Annotated in this window: 19 protein-coding genes; 9 read left to right on the top strand and 10 right to left on the bottom strand. The window is 34.0% G+C overall.

Going from position 1 to position 19,546, the window contains the following annotated elements; translation table 11 throughout:
- Positions 1–43: 43 nt before the first annotated feature.
- Positions 44–805, bottom strand: a complete 762-nt coding sequence (locus JVV30_RS08040; protein ID WP_053028617.1) for a MurR/RpiR family transcriptional regulator — start codon at positions 803–805, stop codon at positions 44–46.
- A 190-nt stretch (positions 806–995) separates the two neighbouring features.
- Here JVV30_RS08040 and JVV30_RS08045 point away from each other — a divergent pair, with 190 nt between their 5' ends.
- Positions 996–2,597, top strand: a complete 1,602-nt coding sequence (locus JVV30_RS08045; protein ID WP_070854618.1) for an alpha-glucoside-specific PTS transporter subunit IIBC — start codon at positions 996–998, stop codon at positions 2,595–2,597.
- A 255-nt stretch (positions 2,598–2,852) separates the two neighbouring features.
- Here the strand turns inward: JVV30_RS08045 and JVV30_RS08050 are convergent, their stop codons facing one another.
- Complete coding sequence (locus JVV30_RS08050) at positions 2,853–3,383, bottom strand: hypothetical protein (protein WP_075108049.1); 531 nt, start codon at positions 3,381–3,383, stop codon at positions 2,853–2,855.
- A gap of 309 nt (positions 3,384–3,692) precedes the next feature.
- Here JVV30_RS08050 and JVV30_RS08055 point away from each other — a divergent pair, with 309 nt between their 5' ends.
- Positions 3,693–4,337 carry an HAD family hydrolase gene (locus JVV30_RS08055; RefSeq protein WP_070854620.1) on the top strand — a complete coding sequence of 215 codons (645 nt, stop codon included), beginning with the start codon at positions 3,693–3,695 and terminating at the stop codon, positions 4,335–4,337.
- A 5-nt stretch (positions 4,338–4,342) separates the two neighbouring features.
- A complete protein-coding gene (locus JVV30_RS08060) occupies positions 4,343–4,534 on the top strand; it encodes a hypothetical protein (protein WP_053028613.1) in 192 nt (63 codons plus the stop codon).
- 122 nt (positions 4,535–4,656) lie between these two features.
- Here JVV30_RS08060 and JVV30_RS08065 read toward each other — a convergent pair whose 3' ends face one another.
- Both JVV30_RS08065 and JVV30_RS08070 read right to left on the bottom strand, forming a co-directional pair.
- Complete coding sequence (locus JVV30_RS08065; protein ID WP_053028612.1) at positions 4,657–4,848, bottom strand: hypothetical protein; 192 nt, start codon at positions 4,846–4,848, stop codon at positions 4,657–4,659.
- Positions 4,848–5,198, bottom strand: a complete 351-nt coding sequence (locus JVV30_RS08070; RefSeq protein WP_053028611.1) for a hypothetical protein — start codon at positions 5,196–5,198, stop codon at positions 4,848–4,850. Before JVV30_RS08070 ends, JVV30_RS08065 begins: the two co-directional genes overlap by 1 nt.
- A gap of 422 nt (positions 5,199–5,620) precedes the next feature.
- On the opposite strand from JVV30_RS08070, the gene JVV30_RS08075 reads away from it, so the two are divergent.
- Positions 5,621–7,009, top strand: a complete 1,389-nt coding sequence (locus JVV30_RS08075; RefSeq protein ID WP_070854621.1) for an amino acid permease — start codon at positions 5,621–5,623, stop codon at positions 7,007–7,009.
- A gap of 504 nt (positions 7,010–7,513) precedes the next feature.
- Here the strand turns inward: JVV30_RS08075 and JVV30_RS08080 are convergent.
- From JVV30_RS08080 to JVV30_RS08105, 6 genes are all read right to left on the bottom strand, one after another.
- Complete coding sequence (locus tag JVV30_RS08080; protein WP_053028609.1) at positions 7,514–8,386, bottom strand: MurR/RpiR family transcriptional regulator; 873 nt, start codon at positions 8,384–8,386, stop codon at positions 7,514–7,516.
- Positions 8,387–9,820 carry a PTS transporter subunit EIIC gene (locus tag JVV30_RS08085; RefSeq protein WP_204193959.1) on the bottom strand — a complete coding sequence of 478 codons (1,434 nt, stop codon included), beginning with the start codon at positions 9,818–9,820 and terminating at the stop codon, positions 8,387–8,389.
- A 12-nt stretch (positions 9,821–9,832) separates the two neighbouring features.
- On the bottom strand, positions 9,833–10,720 hold the full coding sequence (murQ, locus tag JVV30_RS08090; RefSeq protein ID WP_070855316.1) for an N-acetylmuramic acid 6-phosphate etherase: 888 nt from the start codon (positions 10,718–10,720) through the stop codon (positions 9,833–9,835).
- Positions 10,720–11,772 carry a MupG family TIM beta-alpha barrel fold protein gene (locus JVV30_RS08095; protein ID WP_070855314.1) on the bottom strand — a complete coding sequence of 351 codons (1,053 nt, stop codon included), beginning with the start codon at positions 11,770–11,772 and terminating at the stop codon, positions 10,720–10,722. The genes murQ and JVV30_RS08095 overlap by 1 nt, the downstream gene beginning before the upstream one ends.
- A gap of 221 nt (positions 11,773–11,993) precedes the next feature.
- A complete protein-coding gene (locus JVV30_RS08100) occupies positions 11,994–12,344 on the bottom strand; it encodes a hypothetical protein (protein WP_070855312.1) in 351 nt (116 codons plus the stop codon).
- Between the two features lie 73 nt (positions 12,345–12,417).
- On the bottom strand, positions 12,418–13,116 hold the full coding sequence (locus JVV30_RS08105; RefSeq protein WP_070855323.1) for a helix-turn-helix transcriptional regulator: 699 nt from the start codon (positions 13,114–13,116) through the stop codon (positions 12,418–12,420).
- Positions 13,117–13,503: 387 nt separating this feature from the next.
- Here JVV30_RS08105 and JVV30_RS08110 point away from each other — a divergent pair, with 387 nt between their 5' ends.
- From JVV30_RS08110 to JVV30_RS08130, 5 genes are all read left to right on the top strand, one after another.
- Entirely contained in the window at positions 13,504–14,295 is a 792-nt protein-coding gene (locus JVV30_RS08110; RefSeq protein ID WP_053028604.1) for an inositol monophosphatase family protein, read from the top strand.
- 110 nt (positions 14,296–14,405) lie between these two features.
- A complete protein-coding gene (locus JVV30_RS08115; RefSeq protein ID WP_193839046.1) occupies positions 14,406–15,347 on the top strand; it encodes an LCP family glycopolymer transferase in 942 nt (313 codons plus the stop codon).
- 366 nt (positions 15,348–15,713) lie between these two features.
- The gene (gene fdhF, locus JVV30_RS08120; RefSeq protein ID WP_070855310.1) at positions 15,714–18,668 is read left to right on the top strand and encodes a formate dehydrogenase subunit alpha; all 2,955 of its coding nucleotides are present in this window, start codon (positions 15,714–15,716) and stop codon (positions 18,666–18,668) included.
- Entirely contained in the window at positions 18,668–19,141 is a 474-nt protein-coding gene (locus tag JVV30_RS08125; protein WP_053028601.1) for a helical membrane plugin domain-containing protein, read from the top strand. Before fdhF ends, JVV30_RS08125 begins: the two co-directional genes overlap by 1 nt.
- 161 nt (positions 19,142–19,302) lie before the next feature.
- Positions 19,303–19,521: a hypothetical protein gene (locus JVV30_RS08130; RefSeq protein WP_053029047.1), complete on the top strand. Its 219-nt coding sequence runs from the start codon at positions 19,303–19,305 to the stop codon at positions 19,519–19,521.
- The last annotated feature ends 25 nt before the right edge of the window (positions 19,522–19,546 follow it).

Raw genomic sequence — 19,546 nt, forward strand, 5'->3', positions numbered from 1 at the left:
AATTCAAAAGAATTCTGTCCCGCTCCCATTTTGTTAATCGCGCTTAACTGAGTTCACCGCTATCTTTTCGTTCATTATATTTTCGTAGTAATGTTTCGAAGAAAATATGATAACTAATAAAACTTGAGTAATCTGTACCATCATATAAATAGAACGTATTACTTGATACATAAACGTTGTAGCTAGCCTTTTGCGCTAGTGTATTATCTTTCATTGTTGTCACTGAGATAAAATATTTTTGACGTAATTGAAGTAGATTAGTTACATCTGAAAGTTGATGGCTTTCACCAGAAAGAGAAATAATGAAAAATAAATCTTCAGCTACTGAACGGTTCAGTACCATCTTTAATTCGTGTACGTCATGTAAGACAATGATATTTTTATGCATTGTTAACAATATTCGTTGCGCTTCTTCCGCAACGTTCTTTTGCGCACGACCGGTGCCATATAAATAAACAGTAGATGCATGATTCAGTTTATCTGTAATCAAATTATAATCGATGCGATCTAAATAGCTAAATGTTGTTTCTATTTCTTGTTTAAAAGCATCCATTGAATCTTTTGGCAGTTGACTTAAATGTTCACTTTCAAATTTAAGATAGGATTTAAAGTCACTATAACCATCAAATCCTAACTTTCGTGTGAAACGATGAATCGTAGCATTAGATGCATGAGTGAATTGCGAGAGTTCATGTATTTTTAAAGTTTTACATTGATTGACATGCGTATTTACAAAATGTGCAATTTGAAGGTCGTTATCATTTAACTTGTCGAAATTAGCATTTACTTTTTCATCTAATAGCACAAAGACACCTCTCATTCTTTCCTGAAAATATTTTCATGTATAGAAAACATAAACTGATTATACAAAATTATTTCAAAATCGGTCAACGTCATTGTATATGTGTAAGCGTTTACTATAATAGATATTAAGAAAACGCTTTTATATGTACGATGGACTTAAGTACAACATAGAAAGATTTGGGGGTTAAATTATGAACGCTATTAAACGATTTGGGAGTGCTATGATCGTTCCCGTATTAATGTTTGCATTCTTTGGGATTGTATTAGGTTTTGCGACATTATTCAAAAATCCAACTATCATGGGCGGATTAGCAAATGATCATACATTTTGGTTTAAATTTTGGTCTGTAATTGAATCAGGTGGTTGGGTAATCTTCAATCATATGGAAATCGTATTCGTGGTTGGATTGCCTTTATCATTAGCTAAGAAAGCACCTGGTCATGCTGCTTTAGCTGCATTAATGGGCTATTTAATGTTTAATACATTTATCAACGCGATTTTAACGCAATGGCCACATACATTTGGTGCCAACTTAGAAAAAGGTGTTGAAAATGTAACTGGCTTAAAAGCAATTGCTGGTATCGAAACATTAGATACAAATATTCTTGGTGGTATCATTATTTCTGCCATCGTGACATGGATACATAACCGATTCTATAGCAAGAAATTACCAGAAATGTTAGGTGTATTCCAAGGTTTAACATTTGTTGTAACAATATCATTCTTTGTTATGTTACCAATTGCAGCAATCACATGTGTTGTATGGCCAACAATACAAAGTGGTATTGAATCAATGCAACATTTCATTATCGCATCTGGTTATATTGGTGTTTGGTTGTATCATTTCTTAGAACGTGTGTTAATTCCAACTGGTTTACATCACTTCATTTATGCGCCAATTGAAGTAGGTCCAGTTGTAGCAAAAGATGGACTTAAAGCAGAATGGTTTAGACATTTAAATGAGTTTGCTGAAAGTAGTAAACCTTTAAAAGAACAATTCCATTATGGTTTCATGTTACAAGGTAACGGTAAAGTGTTTGGTGCGATTGGTATTGCATTAGCAATGTATTCTACAACGCCTAAAGCAAACCGTAAAAAGGTTGCAGCATTGTTAGTACCAGCTACTTTAACTGCGGTAGTTGTTGGTATTACTGAACCTTTAGAATTTACATTCTTATTTATCGCACCTTACTTATTTGTAATTCATGCATTATTAGCAGCGACAATGGATACAATTATGTATGGTTTCGGCGTTGTTGGTAACATGGGCGGCGGTTTACTTGATTTCATCGCGACGAACTGGATTCCATTAGGACAAAATCATTGGTTAACTTATGTAGCTCAAGTTGTGATAGGCTTGATTTTCTCAGGTATCTATTTCGTTGTATTCAGATACTTAATCTTGAAATTTGATATTCCATTACCAGGACGTCGAGCTGAAGAAGAAGTTAAATTATTCTCTAAGAAAGATTACAAAGAGAAAAAAGGCGATGGAAGTACGTATAATTCAGGCTTTGAACCTAGCAATGAATATGAAGCGAAAGCACATTATTATTTAGAAGGATTAGGCGGAAAAGAAAATATTAAAGACGTTACAAATTGTACAACGCGTTTACGCTTAACAGTTAATGATGAATCAAAAGTTGAAGATAGTGCTTATTTCACTCATGAACAAATGGCTCATGGCCTCGTGAAAAGTGGTAAAAACGTTCAGGTGGTAGTTGGAATGACTGTCCCACAAGTACGTGAAGCATTTGAACATTTAGTTTATGATGACAATGATAAAAAATAATGTATTTAAGTAAAAGGCCAGCAGAAAATCTGGAATAAGATTTTCTACTGGTCATTTTTTGTATACAATCCTATTTTGGTAAAACGTTTCTATCACTTGCTCACCATAAACAGAGCGTCACTTGGATTTAAACCCATTGTTATCATAAAAAGAAAATGCATAAGGAGTGGGACAGAATGCTATTTAAATTCTTTGTCCCACTCCTAACTAGTTTGGTTATTCTACGTAGTATAGATTTACTATGATGATAGTTAATTAAGAAATGTTTGCTTTATGTAGTACACGTGTTTTATAAGATGCAGAAAGAATATCAATATTTCTGCATGCAATCGTTTGTAGTAATTTGCTGAATGTTTCAGGTGCACAACATACGCTTGCACAGTTGTTATTTAATGTGTATTTGATATCAAAGTTATTTGAGAAATAAGTCATAATATCAATAACTTTATCTTTAATGAATGCATCTTGGAGGCCGTCTATTGCTAAATCGAAACGTTTAGATGATTGATAAGGTTGTTCCGTATCTAGTAACGTATTTACTCGTTTAGGAGATAAAATCTGATAAATTGAGAATTGATAAAAACTTAAAAAGCTAATAAAATATGGCAGTTGCTGCTTAGGTAAGCTAACTTCTAAAACGGGTATATCATCGTATTTGATTATTGAATATTGAAATGAATCGCAAAATTTAACGTCTTTGCAGACTTTAATTAAATGTTTTCGAGTTGATCTAGATTTTAAACCTACAATGTTGATAATGTAAGTTTCAAATTTGTCTAACAACATGCAATGACCTCCTATATTTATTTAACGTATGTAAAAAGCATTTAGCCTGTAAATTCCCTTAAGTCGTACACCGTTCTTTTATACACACTGATTGTATCACTCTTTATTAATATTAGCACTAGGACTTTTGAATGAAGTTCGATTTAATTATTTTGTAATCCAATCGTAACGCGATTTAACATGGAATTAAATTTACGCATTCAAATAGCGTTTCCTTTTAAACGTGTTAGTACGTATTCGGCGAAGTATGAAATTCATATGTCATATGATAAACTTAGCAATAATTGGAGTAATTAAAGGAGCAATCTTATGTATAAAGCTGTAGTATTTGATTTCGACGGTACCATTATAGATACTGAGAAACACTTATATGAAATAATTAACAAACATCTTTCATTTCATGGCGTGAAACCTGTGACACTTGAGTTTTACAGAAGTCACATTGGGGGACATGCGCAAGGGTTACATGACTATCTTGAACAACAAATTGGTATTGAGAAGAAACAAAAAATATATGATGAACATAATAATTCGAGTCATGAATTAGATATTATCGACACAGTGTCTTCATTAATGAAATATTTAAAACAACGACACATACCTATGGCGATTGCGACAAGTAGTTATAGGGAAGAAATTATGCCTACGATTCAAACGTTAGGTATTAACGATTATATTGATGTGATTGTAGGAAGAGAAGATGTTGAAGCGGTGAAACCAGACCCAGAGCTTTATTTAACGGCTGTACAACGCTTAAATTATTCACCTGCACATTGCTTAGCTATTGAAGATTCAGCCAATGGCGCTACTGGTGCAATGAATGCTGGGTTAGATGTAATTATTAATACAAATGAGATGACAGAAGCACAAGACTTCTCTGACATAGCTTATGTCGGCAAAGATTTAAGCTTTGAAGAGATAGTAAATACATTCTTTGAAGCGAATAAGGAGTAAATATGATGTCGTGGCAAATTATCATATTCTTTTTAGCAGGTCCTATTATCATAGGCATAGGAAATTTAGTATTAGGCCCTATATTTAGTAAACATATACCTTTTAAAGTTCAAGTGCGTTCTTTCGTTGTCGGTACAATGATCTATTTGATTTTAGCTACTATAGGCTATTACTTATTGTTACAAGGAAGAATATAAAGCACTCGTATGATAGTTAGTAAATAGAAAAGAGTGGGAGTGGGACAGAATTCTTTTAAATTCGTCGTCCCACTCCCTCTTTCTATAAAAATCTAGTTTTACGATTAGATTATGATTACCGCTTAGTTCATAAATACTTTTAATATAATAGTGACGATTAATAAGACGATGAGAATTAAATCAATACCTACCATAATTGTATAACGTGTGGATTTTTGACCTTGTGATTTAGCTTGTTGCATCGCTTTATAATTAGGCACTAAACTTAGTATAAGTAAGACAATAATTAAAATGATACCTATTGTGACAGACATTATTTTGTACCTCCATTCTGTTTATCAATCCATTCCCAAATAAATCCTGCTAAAAGGCCAACAATGAGACCCGCTATAACACCCATTTCCAGTGTAAAGAAGAGGGCACCTATAATTATGAAAATAATTAAAGCGATTGGCAACGTAATGCCAAATTTTAACTTACGCTCATCTGAATTGAAAATTGTAAACACAGCAAAATATAATAAGAAAAAAGTTAAAGTTGCGATTAGTGTTCTTATGATTAGTGGATTAACGGTATCATGATTGGCACTGAAATAGTTTAATAGAAAGAAAACGATGCCAAATATAATAGAAATTTTAACACTCTTTTTTAACAATGCTTGCATTCATTAATACTCCTTGTATTGATCAGTAAAAATTCTAACAAAAGTATATCACACTCTAAATTAATTTTTGCGACATCCTCATCCATTAAACGCTCAGAAAATGATTATAAACAATTGAATTAAAAAAAGATTATTTGCAAAAGTGAAAAATCTCAATAAAAAATATTGTAAAAAGTAACTTTGTTTAAATGGCAAAAATACTGTAAAATCAAGGTTTTTAAAAATTTGAAAAGAGTTATTACAACAGTAATGGAAGCGATTTCGAAAAGTTGTAAAATTTATGTTTTAATTTTGTCAAATTATAGTATAATAACTTCATTAAGGTAAAGGAACTTTTAAGGGAAAAGAAGGAAAGCAAAAGAGGGTTTTCTGAAAGACAAAAGTATTCGAACCTTAGATTTAATAGAGATGGGGTTATTTTAATGGATAACAATGAATTACATAGGGGGCTAAGTGCACGTCAAATTAGAATGATCGCACTTGGTGGTACTATTGGTGTTGGTTTATTTATGGGAGCAACAAGTACGATTAAATGGACTGGTCCATCAGTTATTTTTGCATATTTAATCGCAGGGATCTTTTTATTCTTAATCATGAGAGCAATGGGGGAAATGATTTACTTAAATCCAACTACTGGATCTTTCGCTACATTTGCGAGTGATTACATTCACCCTGCAGCAGGATATATGACAGCATGGAGTAATATCTTCCAATGGATTGTTGTAGGAATGAGTGAAGTTATTGCAGTGGGCGAGTATATGAATTATTGGTTCCCAAACTTACCACAATGGATTCCTGGTGTCGTTGCGGTGCTACTATTATTAGCAGCTAACTTAACTTCTGTAAAAGCATTCGGTGAATTTGAATTCTGGTTTGCAATGATTAAAGTTGTAACAATTATATTAATGATCATTGCTGGTTTAGGATTAATCTTCTTTGGAATTGGTAATGGTGGCCATGCGATTGGACTTTCAAATTTATGGTCTCATGGTGGCTTTATGCCTAATGGATTTGTAGGTTTCTTCTTTGCATTATCAATTGTTATTGGTTCTTACCAAGGCGTTGAATTAATTGGTATCACTGCCGGAGAAACAAAAGATCCTCAGAAAAATATTAAAAGTGCAGTAAACGGTGTTATCTGGCGTATATTAATTTTCTACATTGGTGCGATTTTCGTAATTGTTACTATCTACCCATGGAATCAATTAGGTGAAATCGGTAGCCCATTTGTAGCTACATTTGCTAAAATTGGTATCACTTTTGCAGCTGGATTAATTAACTTCGTTGTTTTAACTGCAGCATTATCTGGATGTAACTCAGGTATCTTTAGTGCAAGTCGTATGATCTTTACATTAGGTCAAAAAGGTCAAATGCCTAAAATCTTTACACGAGTTATGAAAAATGGTGTACCATTCTATCCAGTATTAGCCATTGCTTTAGGTATCTTAGTAGGTGCGTTATTAAATGTTATTCTTCCTTTATTTATTAAAGGTGCGGATAGTATTTTCGTATATGTATATAGTGCATCTATATTACCTGGTATGATTCCTTGGTTTATGATTTTAATTAGTCACATTCGTTTCAGAAGATTGCATCCTGAGAAGGTTGAAGGTCATCCATTCAAAATGCCTGGTGGAACGTTTGCGAGTGCAATTACAATCTTATTCTTATTAATTGTATTAATTGGCATGTTATTCAACAAAGAAACAGTTGTTTCAGTTGTCATTGGTATTATTTTCTTAGCAGCGGTAACGACTTACTACTTCGTTCGTGGACATCACAAAAATGATGGATACCGTAAAGTTAAATAAGCGCATAAATAAATCAAATCAAACATCATCAACACATGATTCAAAATGGACTAAGACACACAGTGCTTAGATTCATATGAAGGGGAGTGGTACAATGAATTTAAATCAATTCTGTGCCGCTCTCTTTTTAACGCTTTTACCGAAAGAAAGCGTCGTAACAAAAAGAGCTAAAACCCAAGTCATAATGTCTTGGTTACATTAAATAAGAGGCTGGGACATAAATAATATAATGAAGCTATTTTTGCAAATTCGCAGTAGCTGACTGAACTGAGAAGGCGCTTGATTCAAGCTTTTCTCAGTTCTAGTCACCCTTGCGGGCGGGGCCCCAACAAAGAGAATTTCACTAAGAAATTCTACAAGCAAAGCAAGTTGGGAGTCGGGGCCCCAACAAAGAGAATTTCACTAAGAAATTCTACAAGCAAAGCAAGTTGGGAGTGGGACAACGAATTTAAAAAGAATTCTGTCCCACTCCCTCTTCTATATCTTATTTCTTGTTTGAAAAGGTTAATGCTTAAATTCCACATTTGATAAATGTTTACGATAATTATCGAGTGCCATTTTTGATTGCGTGATAAAATCTAATGACGTTTCATAATTTAATGCAATATAACGATAGAAAAGAACATCAATCGTAAACATCTGAGCAAATAAAGAAGTAGTTGCCCCCATACGCAATTCATTTTCGTCTGAATGGCCATACGTTAGAACAATATCAGAAAGCTTGGCTACATGATTATGCTCAGAACTTGAGATGGTAATAATTGGAATATGGTAATCTGAAACCACTTTGACCATTGCTCGAAGTTCACTTTGATCGCCGTTATTCGTTATAAATACTACACAATCATCTTTATCATGCGTAGACAACATCGTTGTAAATAAATGTGTTTCTTGTACAAGTTGAACATTTAGCCCAATACGCGATAATTTTTGATATAAATCCGTAGCACAGACATATGATGCACCATAGCCAAATATAAAAATCGTATTCGCACGTTTAAACTGTTTGCATATGTTATCTATTGTTGCATTATCCGCAAAGGTAGAACTCTTTTGAAGTGCTTCTTCTGCACGATGATATAACTTCTTTTTTAAAGTGTCTACCGACTCATTGTTAAGCAGTTCAATCTTATACGGTGTTTCCTGTTTAGGGAATAATGTTGCTAACTGTGTTCTGACTTCATGAAAGCTTTGATTAATTAATTTTTGGCTATATCGATTTAATGTTGAAACACTCATTTCCAGTTCTTCAGCAATCTCCTGATTCGACATGCGAATCACTTTATGTGGTGAGTTTAATATAAATCGTGATAGTTTCTTTTCATTTTTAGAAAAAGAAGGATAATTGTCGTCGATTAAATATAAAATGTTTGTCATCTAATCACCTAGTTTATTTAAGTTTCTCATTTCTTTAGTCGTACCGAAAAAGTATGTGAAAATAAAACCACCTAGGTACGCAGATAGTAATCCTATAATGTAGCCTAAATATTTCTGATGTGCAATTAAAGGTAATAATGAAATACCACTAGGTCCTATTGCGGTAGCACCAATATGACCAATTCCACCGATAACCGCACCTCCAATACCACCACCGATACAAGCGGTAATAAAAGGTCGACCTAATGGTAAAGTCACACCATAAATAAGCGGTTTACCAATTCCTAAGAAACCAACAGGTAATGCACCTTTAATCGCATTTCTTAGTGTTGTATTGTGCTTACATCTTACCCATAAAGCTAAAGCTGCACCTACTTGTCCAGCACCAGCCATTGCTGCGATAGGTAGTAAGTATGTTGCACCAGATTGATTAATTAATTCGATGTGTATCGGGGTGAATATATGATGTAAGCCTAACATAACAAGTGGTAAGAAGAACGCGCCTATAATAAATCCGCTAAATATGCCACCTACCCCAATGACCCAATTTACGACGCCAACCAAACCGTCAGATATAAATCCGGCAATAGGCATAATTAGGAATATCATTAGCAAACCTATAATGAGTAATGATGTTGTTGGTGTTACGATAATATCTATCGCATTTGGAACGACTTTATGTAACTTTTTCTCAATCATACTTAATAACCATACTGCTAAGATAACCCCTATAATACCACCTTGACCTGCTAATAAAGGTTCACCAGTAAAGATATTTTTGATTGGGTTGTCTTCGGTAATACCTGTTAATAATGTGGTACCCCCAATAACACCACCTAAACCTGGCGTTGCACCGAATACTTTAGCAGCATTAAATCCAGTAAAGATAGCTAAATACGCTAACATACCATCTTTAATGACATTAAGTACGGCTACAAGCTGTTTGACCCAATCGGCTGAAATAGTGCCTGCTGTAATAAAGTTATTGAGTACTGCGGCAATACCACCAATTAAACCGGCACCTATAAATGCAGGGATTAATGGTATAAAGATGTTAGCAATAGACTTTAAAATCTTGTTTAGTTTACTTTGTTTGTGCTTTTGTTGATAGTCATTTTTATTTTCTTTAGCTTGCGCTTCGATATCAGACTTATTGCTATAGTGGGGGATATCTTCTCCTAGTTGTACACCACTTAGCTTAACCATTTCAGCTGATACCTTATTAACTGTACCGGGACCAACCACGACTTGAAGACGCTCATCTTGTACTACGCCGAGTACACCATCTATAGTTTTAAGTTTTGAGTAATCAATTTTTGACGCATCGTTTATTTTTAAACGCACACGTGTCATACAATGAATGATATTATCCACGTTATCAATGCCACCAACCGCATCTAAGATATGATGGGCTAATTGTTGATCCTTATTCATATCATTGCCTCCTTAAGATTGAATTGCTTGTTTCACAATACCGTTATGCTTTGCTAGTCTCGATTTAGCATCACTTTTCGTTGTGTCACATAGATTCATAACGATTGCCACTTTGATATCATTGTCAGCTTGTTGATATAAGGATTGCGCTTCTTCAAAAGTTAAGCCACAAATGTCTTCAATAATATGTATAGAGCGTTGTTCAAGTTTGTAATTTGTCGCCTTTAAGTCAACCATCAAGTTATCATACACTTTTCCAACACCAATCATAGTCATGGTTGATATCATATTAAGCACAAGCTTTTGTGCTGTGCCTGATTTTAGTCGCGTAGAGCCGGCTAATACTTCAGGTCCAACATTGACTTCAAGTGCATGATTAGCGATTGTACTGATGTCACTATTTGAATTGCATGATAGAGCGACTGTCATTGCATTGATTTCATTAGCGTACGTTAACGCTCCTTTAACATAAGGCGTACGTCCACTTGCGGAAATACCTACGACAACATCTCTATGATTTAAATGGATTGTTTTTAAATCGGTCATTCCCATTTCTACGTTATCTTCAGCACCTTCGATTGCTTCAGTCATAGCTTGTTGACCTCCAGCAATTAAACCGATTACTTCATTTGGCTGTGTATTAAAGGTTGGAACACATTCGGCTGCATCTAATACACCTAAACGACCACTTGTACCTGCTCCAATATATATAATGCGACCACCATCGCGAAATCGAGTGATGGTTGCTTCAATGACTTTATTTAACTGTGGCAGTATAGAGGCTACTGCTTTAGCTACTAATTGATCTTCTTGATTCATTGCTTTTAAAGCTTCTAAAATAGACATTTCATCTAAATGCATCGTTTGTGTATTTCTACTTTCAGTTGTTAAATGTTCCATTAGCGTTTCTCCTTTTCAGTAATAAATTCAAAAGTGTCACCAGGTTGGATTAAGTCAATCATTGCTATATCTTCAGCGCATATTGAAGCAACATGATTAATCGCTTTATGACTAGGCAAATCTGATTTAATAATTTGCAACTCACCTTCGTAACGTTTGTTAAGTGAATTATCCACAGTAATATCTCCTCTAGTGCGATTATGGTTCGAATGATTATTAGGAGGAATACTGACCTTTGTTGCTCTAGAATACTTAGATCGTATGACATGTTCTGGCGCATCAAGACGAGATGTATGATGTTTGAAGATGAGTTGCTCGTATGATTCATCAAAATAAGTTAGACGAAGCTTGAAATGACGATGATCAACCATCTGCTGTAAAGCGATTGCCTCTGAGCGAGTGATAGCAGTGTCACCAATAAGAATATAGTTTAGTTTAGAATGAACTAAAGCTTGTGCAGATTGAAGTAACGTCATATGTCTGTGTTGCTCAATAGTTGGAAGTCCCTTGAATATTGGACCTCTAAAAGTAGTTCCAGGAATAAAGGCCATAATCGGAGCATGTTCATCATATTTTCGTATAAGCTCATTTTGTTGTTCAATGAAACTTAAAGCTAAACCTGTATCAGGTCTAGGGTAGTAATTATGGCAAAAATAAATTTTCGGTAATGATTTTTGATTGTAAAGTGTATCAAGGGTATGAGCAGTAATCGTACTAGCATTTAAACAACACTTTAAATGATGCTGATATAAGTCTTCTATTAAACTACGCTTAAAATCTTCATCTATTCTAATAACAAAATCCCCATTTGGAAATTGATCGAAAAAACGGTAAACGTTTTGATTCAGCAATGAAGGATTGATATCAATGATATAGGTTACTGATGTATCTTTTAATAATTGACATAATTCTCCCAAATACGTCAATTTTGTCTCATCATTTTCCTCAGGTATTTGTAATGATGTGAAAATAATGTCATAACCAAGATGAACCATATCTAAAATATAAGAAGTATTTAATGGTTGACCTAAATAGACTGAGAAACCTAGCATGTGAATCCTCCTTAATTACTGTAATCACTTACAATTATAGCGTTTCACGTTTTTTATTACAATTTACATATATATTATATAATTTTTATATTTAATTGGTGGATCGCTAAGTATTTAAAGATGAGATTGAATGACAGAATTGACGTGAATTTATGACTAAGAAAGATGCATAAAAGTTTGAAGAAGTCATGGGTATCGATGGTTGTACAAGGGAAATGAAACTACTGGAACACATTTAACAAGTGAACGAATGTTTGGTGAATTTGATTTTGGCGTTGTTGTAAATCAATTAATATCGTTCCTTGTTGAAAATCATGTAACGGGTGTGAGGATAAATGATTCAGTAATTTATTATAAGCATGTTTGAGTTCAAGGGAAGGTGATGTGTGACTGTTGTTGGCGTCATTGTGAAGCGTTAAAGCTAAATCATGACTGAAATGATGAATCGAAGTATGATACGCGTCAATTTCTTGATTTAAGTACCGATCATCCATTAGATAGTAATATCGTATCTTTTCGATGTGCGTGAGTAGCACAATGAGTTGTTGACGAATTTGAGTTAATTGATCCAAGGTATGTGAAACTCCTTACTTTGAAGGTATTAAGTCATAAAAGAGGTAGAACGTAGAGGACCAACCGAACATATTAGTCAGTATGCTCGATTGGATTTAAAAATTGAGTATAATTTTGTATTGAAATATCGTATGTTTTAATCGTCTTTTCGAAGGAATAAGAAATATCATAAATATCGAGTACTGGTAGTTCCCGTGTTCGACCTAAACCGATTTCATATATAATAGCTAGCCATTCACCATTACGACATAGTAAACCAATAAATATCACATTTTCAGCAATAGTATCATGATGATCATTGAAGTCAATCAGCATAACATTTCGCTCAGAACTATAGATTAATATGTCTGTAAATAGATGAGGTAAAGTAATTTGTTCTGTATCTTCGAATTTAATTAAGTCAGTCATATGGGTGAGTGATTTACGAACATGCGTGTTAGGTATATTGATAAGTTGATTAATTATAGATTCAATCTCTTTCGTATAAGGTAATGTTGAATAAGATTGGCTTTCTATTAAGGTTAAATATAGAGATACCAATTGCTGTTCATTAAAATGAATTTGTATTTTATCCTCAGAATTTTGAATTTGATAGCCACCATGTTTCCCTTTATGTGCGTATATTTGAACACCTTGATTTTCTAAATCAGCAATGTCACGACTAATTGTACGAACAGAAACATTTAAGTGTTGTGCCAATTCTGATGCATTGATTGTTTTGCCTTGTTGTATCAATGAAATAATTTGATTTTGGCGATCCAATTTCTTCAACATAAACACCACCTATAACCATTACATATTACATTAATTATAACATAACACTGATATTGAAGACATTTTGAGAATAGTCGTAGATTATGTGTGTAAAATTAAACATTTTTTATTTAGAAAACGCTTACAAATTAAGTGTTTTATGCTAATATATTATTTGTAACAGGGGAGAACGAATTCAAACAAAGGGGTAGAAGCTATATAACAGATAGCTTGTTGTGAATCGTTCGAGTTACATCGAAACATCTTCAATATTTATTACTTACTTTCCTTTCTATTTGTCGGCTAGCAGATGACTAGCCGATTTTTTTGTGTCGCAATTTAAAAATACCTATGACAAATAAATACAGTAAGATACAATAAAGTGAAATAGATCGTTGAGGTGAAATGATGCAAAATGAACTTCATTATATAGATACACATATCATGAATTGGTTAACACACTTAGATGATGTTATTCCACAATTAATCAAAGATATGTCTACGGATACCAAACTAAATCGCTTTGATTTAGTTACTAATGTAGACAAGCAACTTCAAAACAAATTTGAAACGTATTTAGCTGAACACTTTCCTGGTCATCAATTGTTAGCTGAAGAAAAAGATAATGATACGATTCAGCCATACGAGGGTCATTTATGGATTATGGATCCAATTGATGGTACGGCAAATTTAGTTAAGCAACAAGAAGATTATTGTATTATCATTGCATATTTCGTTGAAGGGGAACCTAAACTGTCGTACATATATGATTATCCTCATGATAAATTGTACAAGGCTATAGCGGGTAAGGGGGCATATGTTAATGGTCAGCCATTATTGCCACCTCGTGAATTACAATTACGTGATGCTATCATTTCGTTTGGAACACAATATATAAATGAGGATACAAGTAAAGCATTATATGATGCGTCATTCAGCGTGAGAAATATTGGATCATGTGGATTAGATTCAGTTAGAGTCATCAAAGGGCAATTTGGCGCACATATTAATACAAACCCTAAACCGTGGGATATAGCTGCACAATTTTTATTTGCAAAAGAATTAAATCTGGAAATGACACAATTAAATGGCGAACCGTTAGACTTTGCTAAGAGTGGTCCTTTCATTATTAGTAACCGTGGTTGTTATAAAGCTATTTTGGCTATTATCAATCGAGATGGTGGCTATCATATTTAATACTTATAATCGCTAGTTTAAGAAAAGTTAGTTCTTAAGACGTATAGCAAGTTAATCATTTTAATATATAATTATGATATTAATTCATAAAAAAGAATAGGAGTGGTAGGATGCGTAGAACGCATAAACGAATGAGCCTGCCCGTAAAAATAGTTACATGGTTTATAGGAATATTGTTTGTACTAGCAATTGTAGCGACAATTTTTGTGGTGGCTAGTATTTTTATCACGAGTGGTAAGATTCATAATCCATTAAATAGACAACATTCAGAACTGAGATCAAAGAATATCAGTTTATCTAACGGTGACCCATTTACCATTGCATTATTTGGTGTTGACTCAGATGCACAACGTAAAAGTCAAAATGATGGTGAAAGAAGTGACACAATCATGCTTCTTTCTATTAATCCGAAGAAACAAACAACAGAAATCGTTAGTGTGCCTCGAGATACACAAGCTGATATTGTAGGTAAAGGTACAACAGAGAAAATCAATCATGCTTATGCTTATGGTGGGCCGACGATGGCTGTTAAATCATTAGAGAAACTAATGAATGTTCCTATCGATCATTATGCGACGGTTGATATGGATGGCTTACATGATATGATTGATGCTTTAGGTGGCGTCGATGTTACGAGTAATGATACTTTCACTACGAAAGGAACAAACTTTGTAAAAGGTCAATCCACACACGTAGATGGTGATACTGCAATGGCCTTTATACGTAGTCGTAAAGAAGAGGGCGCTGGTGGCGATTTCGGTCGTCAAGAACGACAACAATTGATCCTTCAAGCGATGGCAAATAAGATGACAAGTGCGTCAGCATTGACACATTTCCCATCATTGATGAATCAAATCCAGAAAAATGTAAAAACAGATTTAACGTTAAATGACATGAACGATATTAGAAAAAATTATAAAAACGCCAATGCAACAGTGAACCGTCATCAATTAGAAGGGCAAGGAGGCATTCAAGATGATGGTCTTTGGTACTTTATACCAAATGATGACTCAAAACAGAATGCTACAGATGTGTTAAATAATAACTTGTAAGCATAATGAACGGGACAAAAGTTAAAATAAATGCGTTGTCCCACGCTTTCTCTTTTGCTATTCAAGTAAACCTATACTTATAGAGGTAGGCGATCAAACTCAAAAGTGTTTGGTCCTACCTCTTTTTATATACTCTAAAAAATTAAAATATAATAAATCTTTAAAAATTAAGTTTGTAATAGTGGAATGTATTATTAATATTTAATTCTTTTAAAATTGCAAAAATTTATGAAACGCTTAACATTTAATGAAATAAGTAATACAATTAATGTAATTCTATGTTCAATATATGTGGGGTATTGGAATGGAATGGTTACGTCGTTAAGTCATTTTACGGAAAATTTTAATATAGATGGGGTGGAGAGTATGCAAGAACATTTAATCGTCACGCTTGATGGCACAGATTATCTTGTAGAACCAGGAACAAGTTTGCTCGAGTTTATAAAATCTCGTGATACTTTCGTACCTTCAATTTGTTATAACGAGTCAATGGGACCAATCCAAACATGTGATACATGTATGGTCGAAATTGACGGCAAAATTGAACGTGCGTGTAGCACTGTTGTAGATCGACCTATGACAGTTAATACTCAAAATAGCGATGTGAAAGCGAGCCAAAAAGAAGCTTTAGATCGTATTTTAGAAAAACACATGTTGTATTGTACAGTATGTGATTATAATAACGGTGACTGTGAAATACATAACGCCATGGATGCATGGGGGTTAGAGGAACAGTCATATGAATATAAGACGAAGCCATATGAAAAAGACTATGGTCCTTTTTATCGATATGACCCAGATCAATGTATTCTCTGTGGTCGATGTGTCGAAGCATGTCAGGATATCGAAGTAAATGAAACCATCTCAATTGACTGGAATCGTGAACATCCTAGAGTTATCTGGGATAATGATGTTCCAATTAATGAGTCATCATGTGTATCATGTGGTCAGTGTGCAACTGTTTGTCCTTGTAATGCCATGATGGAAGTTAATATGGAGGGCAATGCTGGTTATATGACAGATACTGAACCAGGTTCATTAGCAGCAATGATTGATTTAACTAAGAAAGCTGAACCAGGTGATGGTCTATTATTCGCAGTATCAGATTCTGAAGCGGAAATGCGTAAAGAACGTATTAAGAAAACGAAAACGGTTTGTACATATTGTGGCGTAGGTTGCTCATTTGATGTATGGACTAAAGATAGAGAAGTGCTTAAAGTTCAACCATCACACGATTCACCAGCAAACAAAATTGCTACATGTGTGAAAGGTAAATTCTCTTGGGGTCATATTAATTCAGACCAACGTTTAACAAAACCGCTTGTGAGAAAAGACGGCGAGTTCCATGAAGTTGAATGGGATGAAGCGTTGGATGTAATTGAATCTAACTTCAAACGTATTAAAGATGAATACGGTGGCGATCACTTAGCATTTATCGCATCTTCTAAAGGGACAAATGAAGAGTCATATTTAATGCAAAAACTTTCAAGACAAGTTTTCGGTTCTAACAATGTTGATAACTGTTCAAGATATTGTCAAGCTCCAGCTACAAAAGGCCTATTTAGAACAGTTGGTCATGGTGGGGACTCAGGCTCAATTGAAGATCTTGAAAAAGCAGCAATGACAGTTTTAATCGGTACCAATACTGCTGAAGCACACCCAGTAATTGCTTCAAGAATGAAACGTGCACAAAAATTATTCGGACAAAAAATGCATGTATTCGATATCAGAAAACATGAAATGGCAGAGCGTGCGGATGCCTTCTATCAACCGAAACCAGGTACGGATTTAGTATGGCTTGGTGCGGCTACGAAATACATCATTGATCATGATTTACATGATAAAGATTTCTTAAATGAATGGGTAGATAATTATGATGAATATTACAAATCATTAGAATTATTTACGATGGATTTTGCTGAAGAAGCAACTGGTATTCCAAAAGAACAAATCATTAGTTTTGCTGAAGAGGCTGCAAAAGCTGAATCAATGTCAATTTGTTGGGCAATGGGTGTGACGCAACAAGATATTGGTAGTGATACAAGTACAGCCATTTCTAACTTATTACTTGTCACAGGTAACTACAGAAAACCAGGTTCAGGTGCGTATCCGTTACGTGGTCACAATAACGTACAAGGTGCAAGTGACATGGGTAGTATGCCTGACCAATTCCCAGGCTATCAAAAAGTGGCCGACGATGAAGTTAGAGCGAAATTTGAAAAAGAATATGGTGTTGCATTAAACCCAACACCTGGACGTGACAATCACCAAATGATGGAAGGTATCCATAATGGAGATATTCAATCATTATACTTATACGGTGAAGATACAGGTATTGTAGATTCTAATATTAATTTTGTTCAATCAGCTTTAGAAAAAGTAGACTTCCTAGTAGTTCAAGATGAATTCTTAACATTTACAGCAACTTATGCAGACGTTGTCTTACCAGCAAGTCCATCATTAGAAAAAGATGGTACGTTTACAAATACAGAACGTCGTATTCAACGTATTAACAAAGCATTACAACCATTAGGTGAGTCTAAACCAGACTGGGAAATCTTCCAATTAATTGCGCAACGTATGGGTGCGGATTGGAATTATAAACATCCAAGTGAAATCATGGATGAAATCGCACGATTAACACCATCTTATTCAGGTGTAAGCTATGATCGATTACAAGGTTTCAACAGTCTTCAATGGCCAGTAGCACCAGACGGTACAGATGAACCAACGTTATATATGAATGGATTTAATTTTGAAAATGGTCGTGCTAAATTATTCCCATTGACATTTGATAACTTCTTTAAAGAAGACGAAGTGTATGACCTACATGTGAATAACGGTCGTTTACTTGAACATTTCCATGAAGGTAATATGACATATCAAACTGAAATGATTAAATATAAAATGCCTAATGCGTTTGTTGAAATTTCACCAGAACTAGCAAAAGAACGTGATATTCATGAAGGTGCAGAACTACGATTGATTTCTGAAACTGGGGAAGCAACATTGATTGCCACAATTACCGATCGAGTTAAAGGTAAAGAAATCTATATTCCTTTAAATAATGATGCTATGTCAAATGGTGATTTAGGTGCTATCAATAAATTAACGAACAGTGATGTCGATCAATATACAGACACACCATCATATAAACGAACAAGTTGTCGAATGGAAGTATTGACACGTAAAGGTAAGTCACCATTAAATCCAACAAACTTCCGTGTCGATAAGCAACGTAATCCGCAATATAGTGTCCAAGTACAGAAAAAATGGGAACGTCCTGATTATGTTTTCCCAGGAAATGTGGTGGATAAATAATGGCTGAAAGAATAACAAAAATTAAACGTTTAGAGAAGTCTGAAGCGCAAATTAAACTTGAAAGTATTAATGAAGTCACAGATGCTATTGCTGAAAATAAAGATAGTATTTTAAAAGCAATTCGTATAGTGAAAGCATTAGATGAGGCGAAAATTCTTGATTTAATGAATGGCGGTATTAGAGGACGTCAAGTGATCATTAATAAATTTATGACCGAGCTTAATAAAGACTTATACGCAGGTTTAATTACAAATTTAGCACCAATGGTCTTTATGTTAGGTGAGCTCAATGTACAAGAATTAAGTCAATTCTTAAATAAACTGAATAAAGGCTTACATGTTGCAAATCAAGCTAATCCTAATGCTAAAACAAGTATTCGTAGTCTAATGGGTGTCCTTAAAGACGATGATATGAATCGTAGCTTGACATATATGCTTAACTTACTGAAAGGTATGTCAAGAGACGAGAAATAATGTAATTAAAATAAGTAAGGAGTGAGACGATGAATTCAGTCTCACTCCTTACTTCGTTTCTTTAAATAAATTTATAAGTACTTTCAACTTAAATTATGGTAAGGTGGACTATATATTAATAAAAAGGGGTGAGAACAATTCATCCAAACGCAATTAAAATTATGACAGTGATTTCTAATGTATTCATTATTTTAGGAATTATTTTTTTAGTGATGATGCAAATGGTGCTAGCAATTTCAATGTTTGCTGTATCACTGGCAATTAGTTTGGTTATCTTCAATGTATTATTCAGAGACCGAACTGGCATGAAGATTGTCATCAACATATCGTTTGCGATTGTCTTAATTGTTATTATCATTACTTACTTATATTTATCTTAATTAGCTATATAAAGGATTGTCAGTG

It is taken from the genome of Staphylococcus sp. GDY8P47P (assembly GCF_016892225.1).
GTDB classification, from domain to species: Bacteria; Bacillota; Bacilli; order Staphylococcales; family Staphylococcaceae; genus Staphylococcus; species Staphylococcus borealis.

Bases quoted from the DNA above. Each gene is read 5' to 3' on its own strand.
- JVV30_RS08045 (WP_070854618.1), top strand. From the start codon at position 996: ATGAACGCTATTAAACGATTTGGGAGTGCTATGATCGTTCCCGTATTA.
- JVV30_RS08050 (WP_075108049.1), bottom strand. From the start codon at position 3,383: ATGTTGTTAGACAAATTTGAAACTTACATTATCAACATTGTAGGTTTA.
- JVV30_RS08055 (WP_070854620.1), top strand. From the start codon at position 3,693: ATGTATAAAGCTGTAGTATTTGATTTCGACGGTACCATTATAGATACT.
- JVV30_RS08060 (WP_053028613.1), top strand. From the start codon at position 4,343: ATGTCGTGGCAAATTATCATATTCTTTTTAGCAGGTCCTATTATCATA.
- JVV30_RS08065 (WP_053028612.1), bottom strand. From the start codon at position 4,848: ATGTCTGTCACAATAGGTATCATTTTAATTATTGTCTTACTTATACTA.
- JVV30_RS08070 (WP_053028611.1), bottom strand. From the start codon at position 5,198: ATGCAAGCATTGTTAAAAAAGAGTGTTAAAATTTCTATTATATTTGGC.
- JVV30_RS08075 (WP_070854621.1), top strand. From the start codon at position 5,621: ATGGATAACAATGAATTACATAGGGGGCTAAGTGCACGTCAAATTAGA.
- JVV30_RS08080 (WP_053028609.1), bottom strand. From the start codon at position 8,386: ATGACAAACATTTTATATTTAATCGACGACAATTATCCTTCTTTTTCT.
- JVV30_RS08085 (WP_204193959.1), bottom strand. From the start codon at position 9,820: ATGAATAAGGATCAACAATTAGCCCATCATATCTTAGATGCGGTTGGT.
- murQ (WP_070855316.1), bottom strand. From the start codon at position 10,720: ATGGAACATTTAACAACTGAAAGTAGAAATACACAAACGATGCATTTA.
- JVV30_RS08095 (WP_070855314.1), bottom strand. From the start codon at position 11,772: ATGCTAGGTTTCTCAGTCTATTTAGGTCAACCATTAAATACTTCTTAT.
- JVV30_RS08110 (WP_053028604.1), top strand. From the start codon at position 13,504: ATGATGCAAAATGAACTTCATTATATAGATACACATATCATGAATTGG.
- JVV30_RS08115 (WP_193839046.1), top strand. From the start codon at position 14,406: ATGCGTAGAACGCATAAACGAATGAGCCTGCCCGTAAAAATAGTTACA.
- fdhF (WP_070855310.1), top strand. From the start codon at position 15,714: ATGCAAGAACATTTAATCGTCACGCTTGATGGCACAGATTATCTTGTA.
- JVV30_RS08125 (WP_053028601.1), top strand. From the start codon at position 18,668: ATGGCTGAAAGAATAACAAAAATTAAACGTTTAGAGAAGTCTGAAGCG.
- JVV30_RS08130 (WP_053029047.1), top strand. From the start codon at position 19,303: ATGACAGTGATTTCTAATGTATTCATTATTTTAGGAATTATTTTTTTA.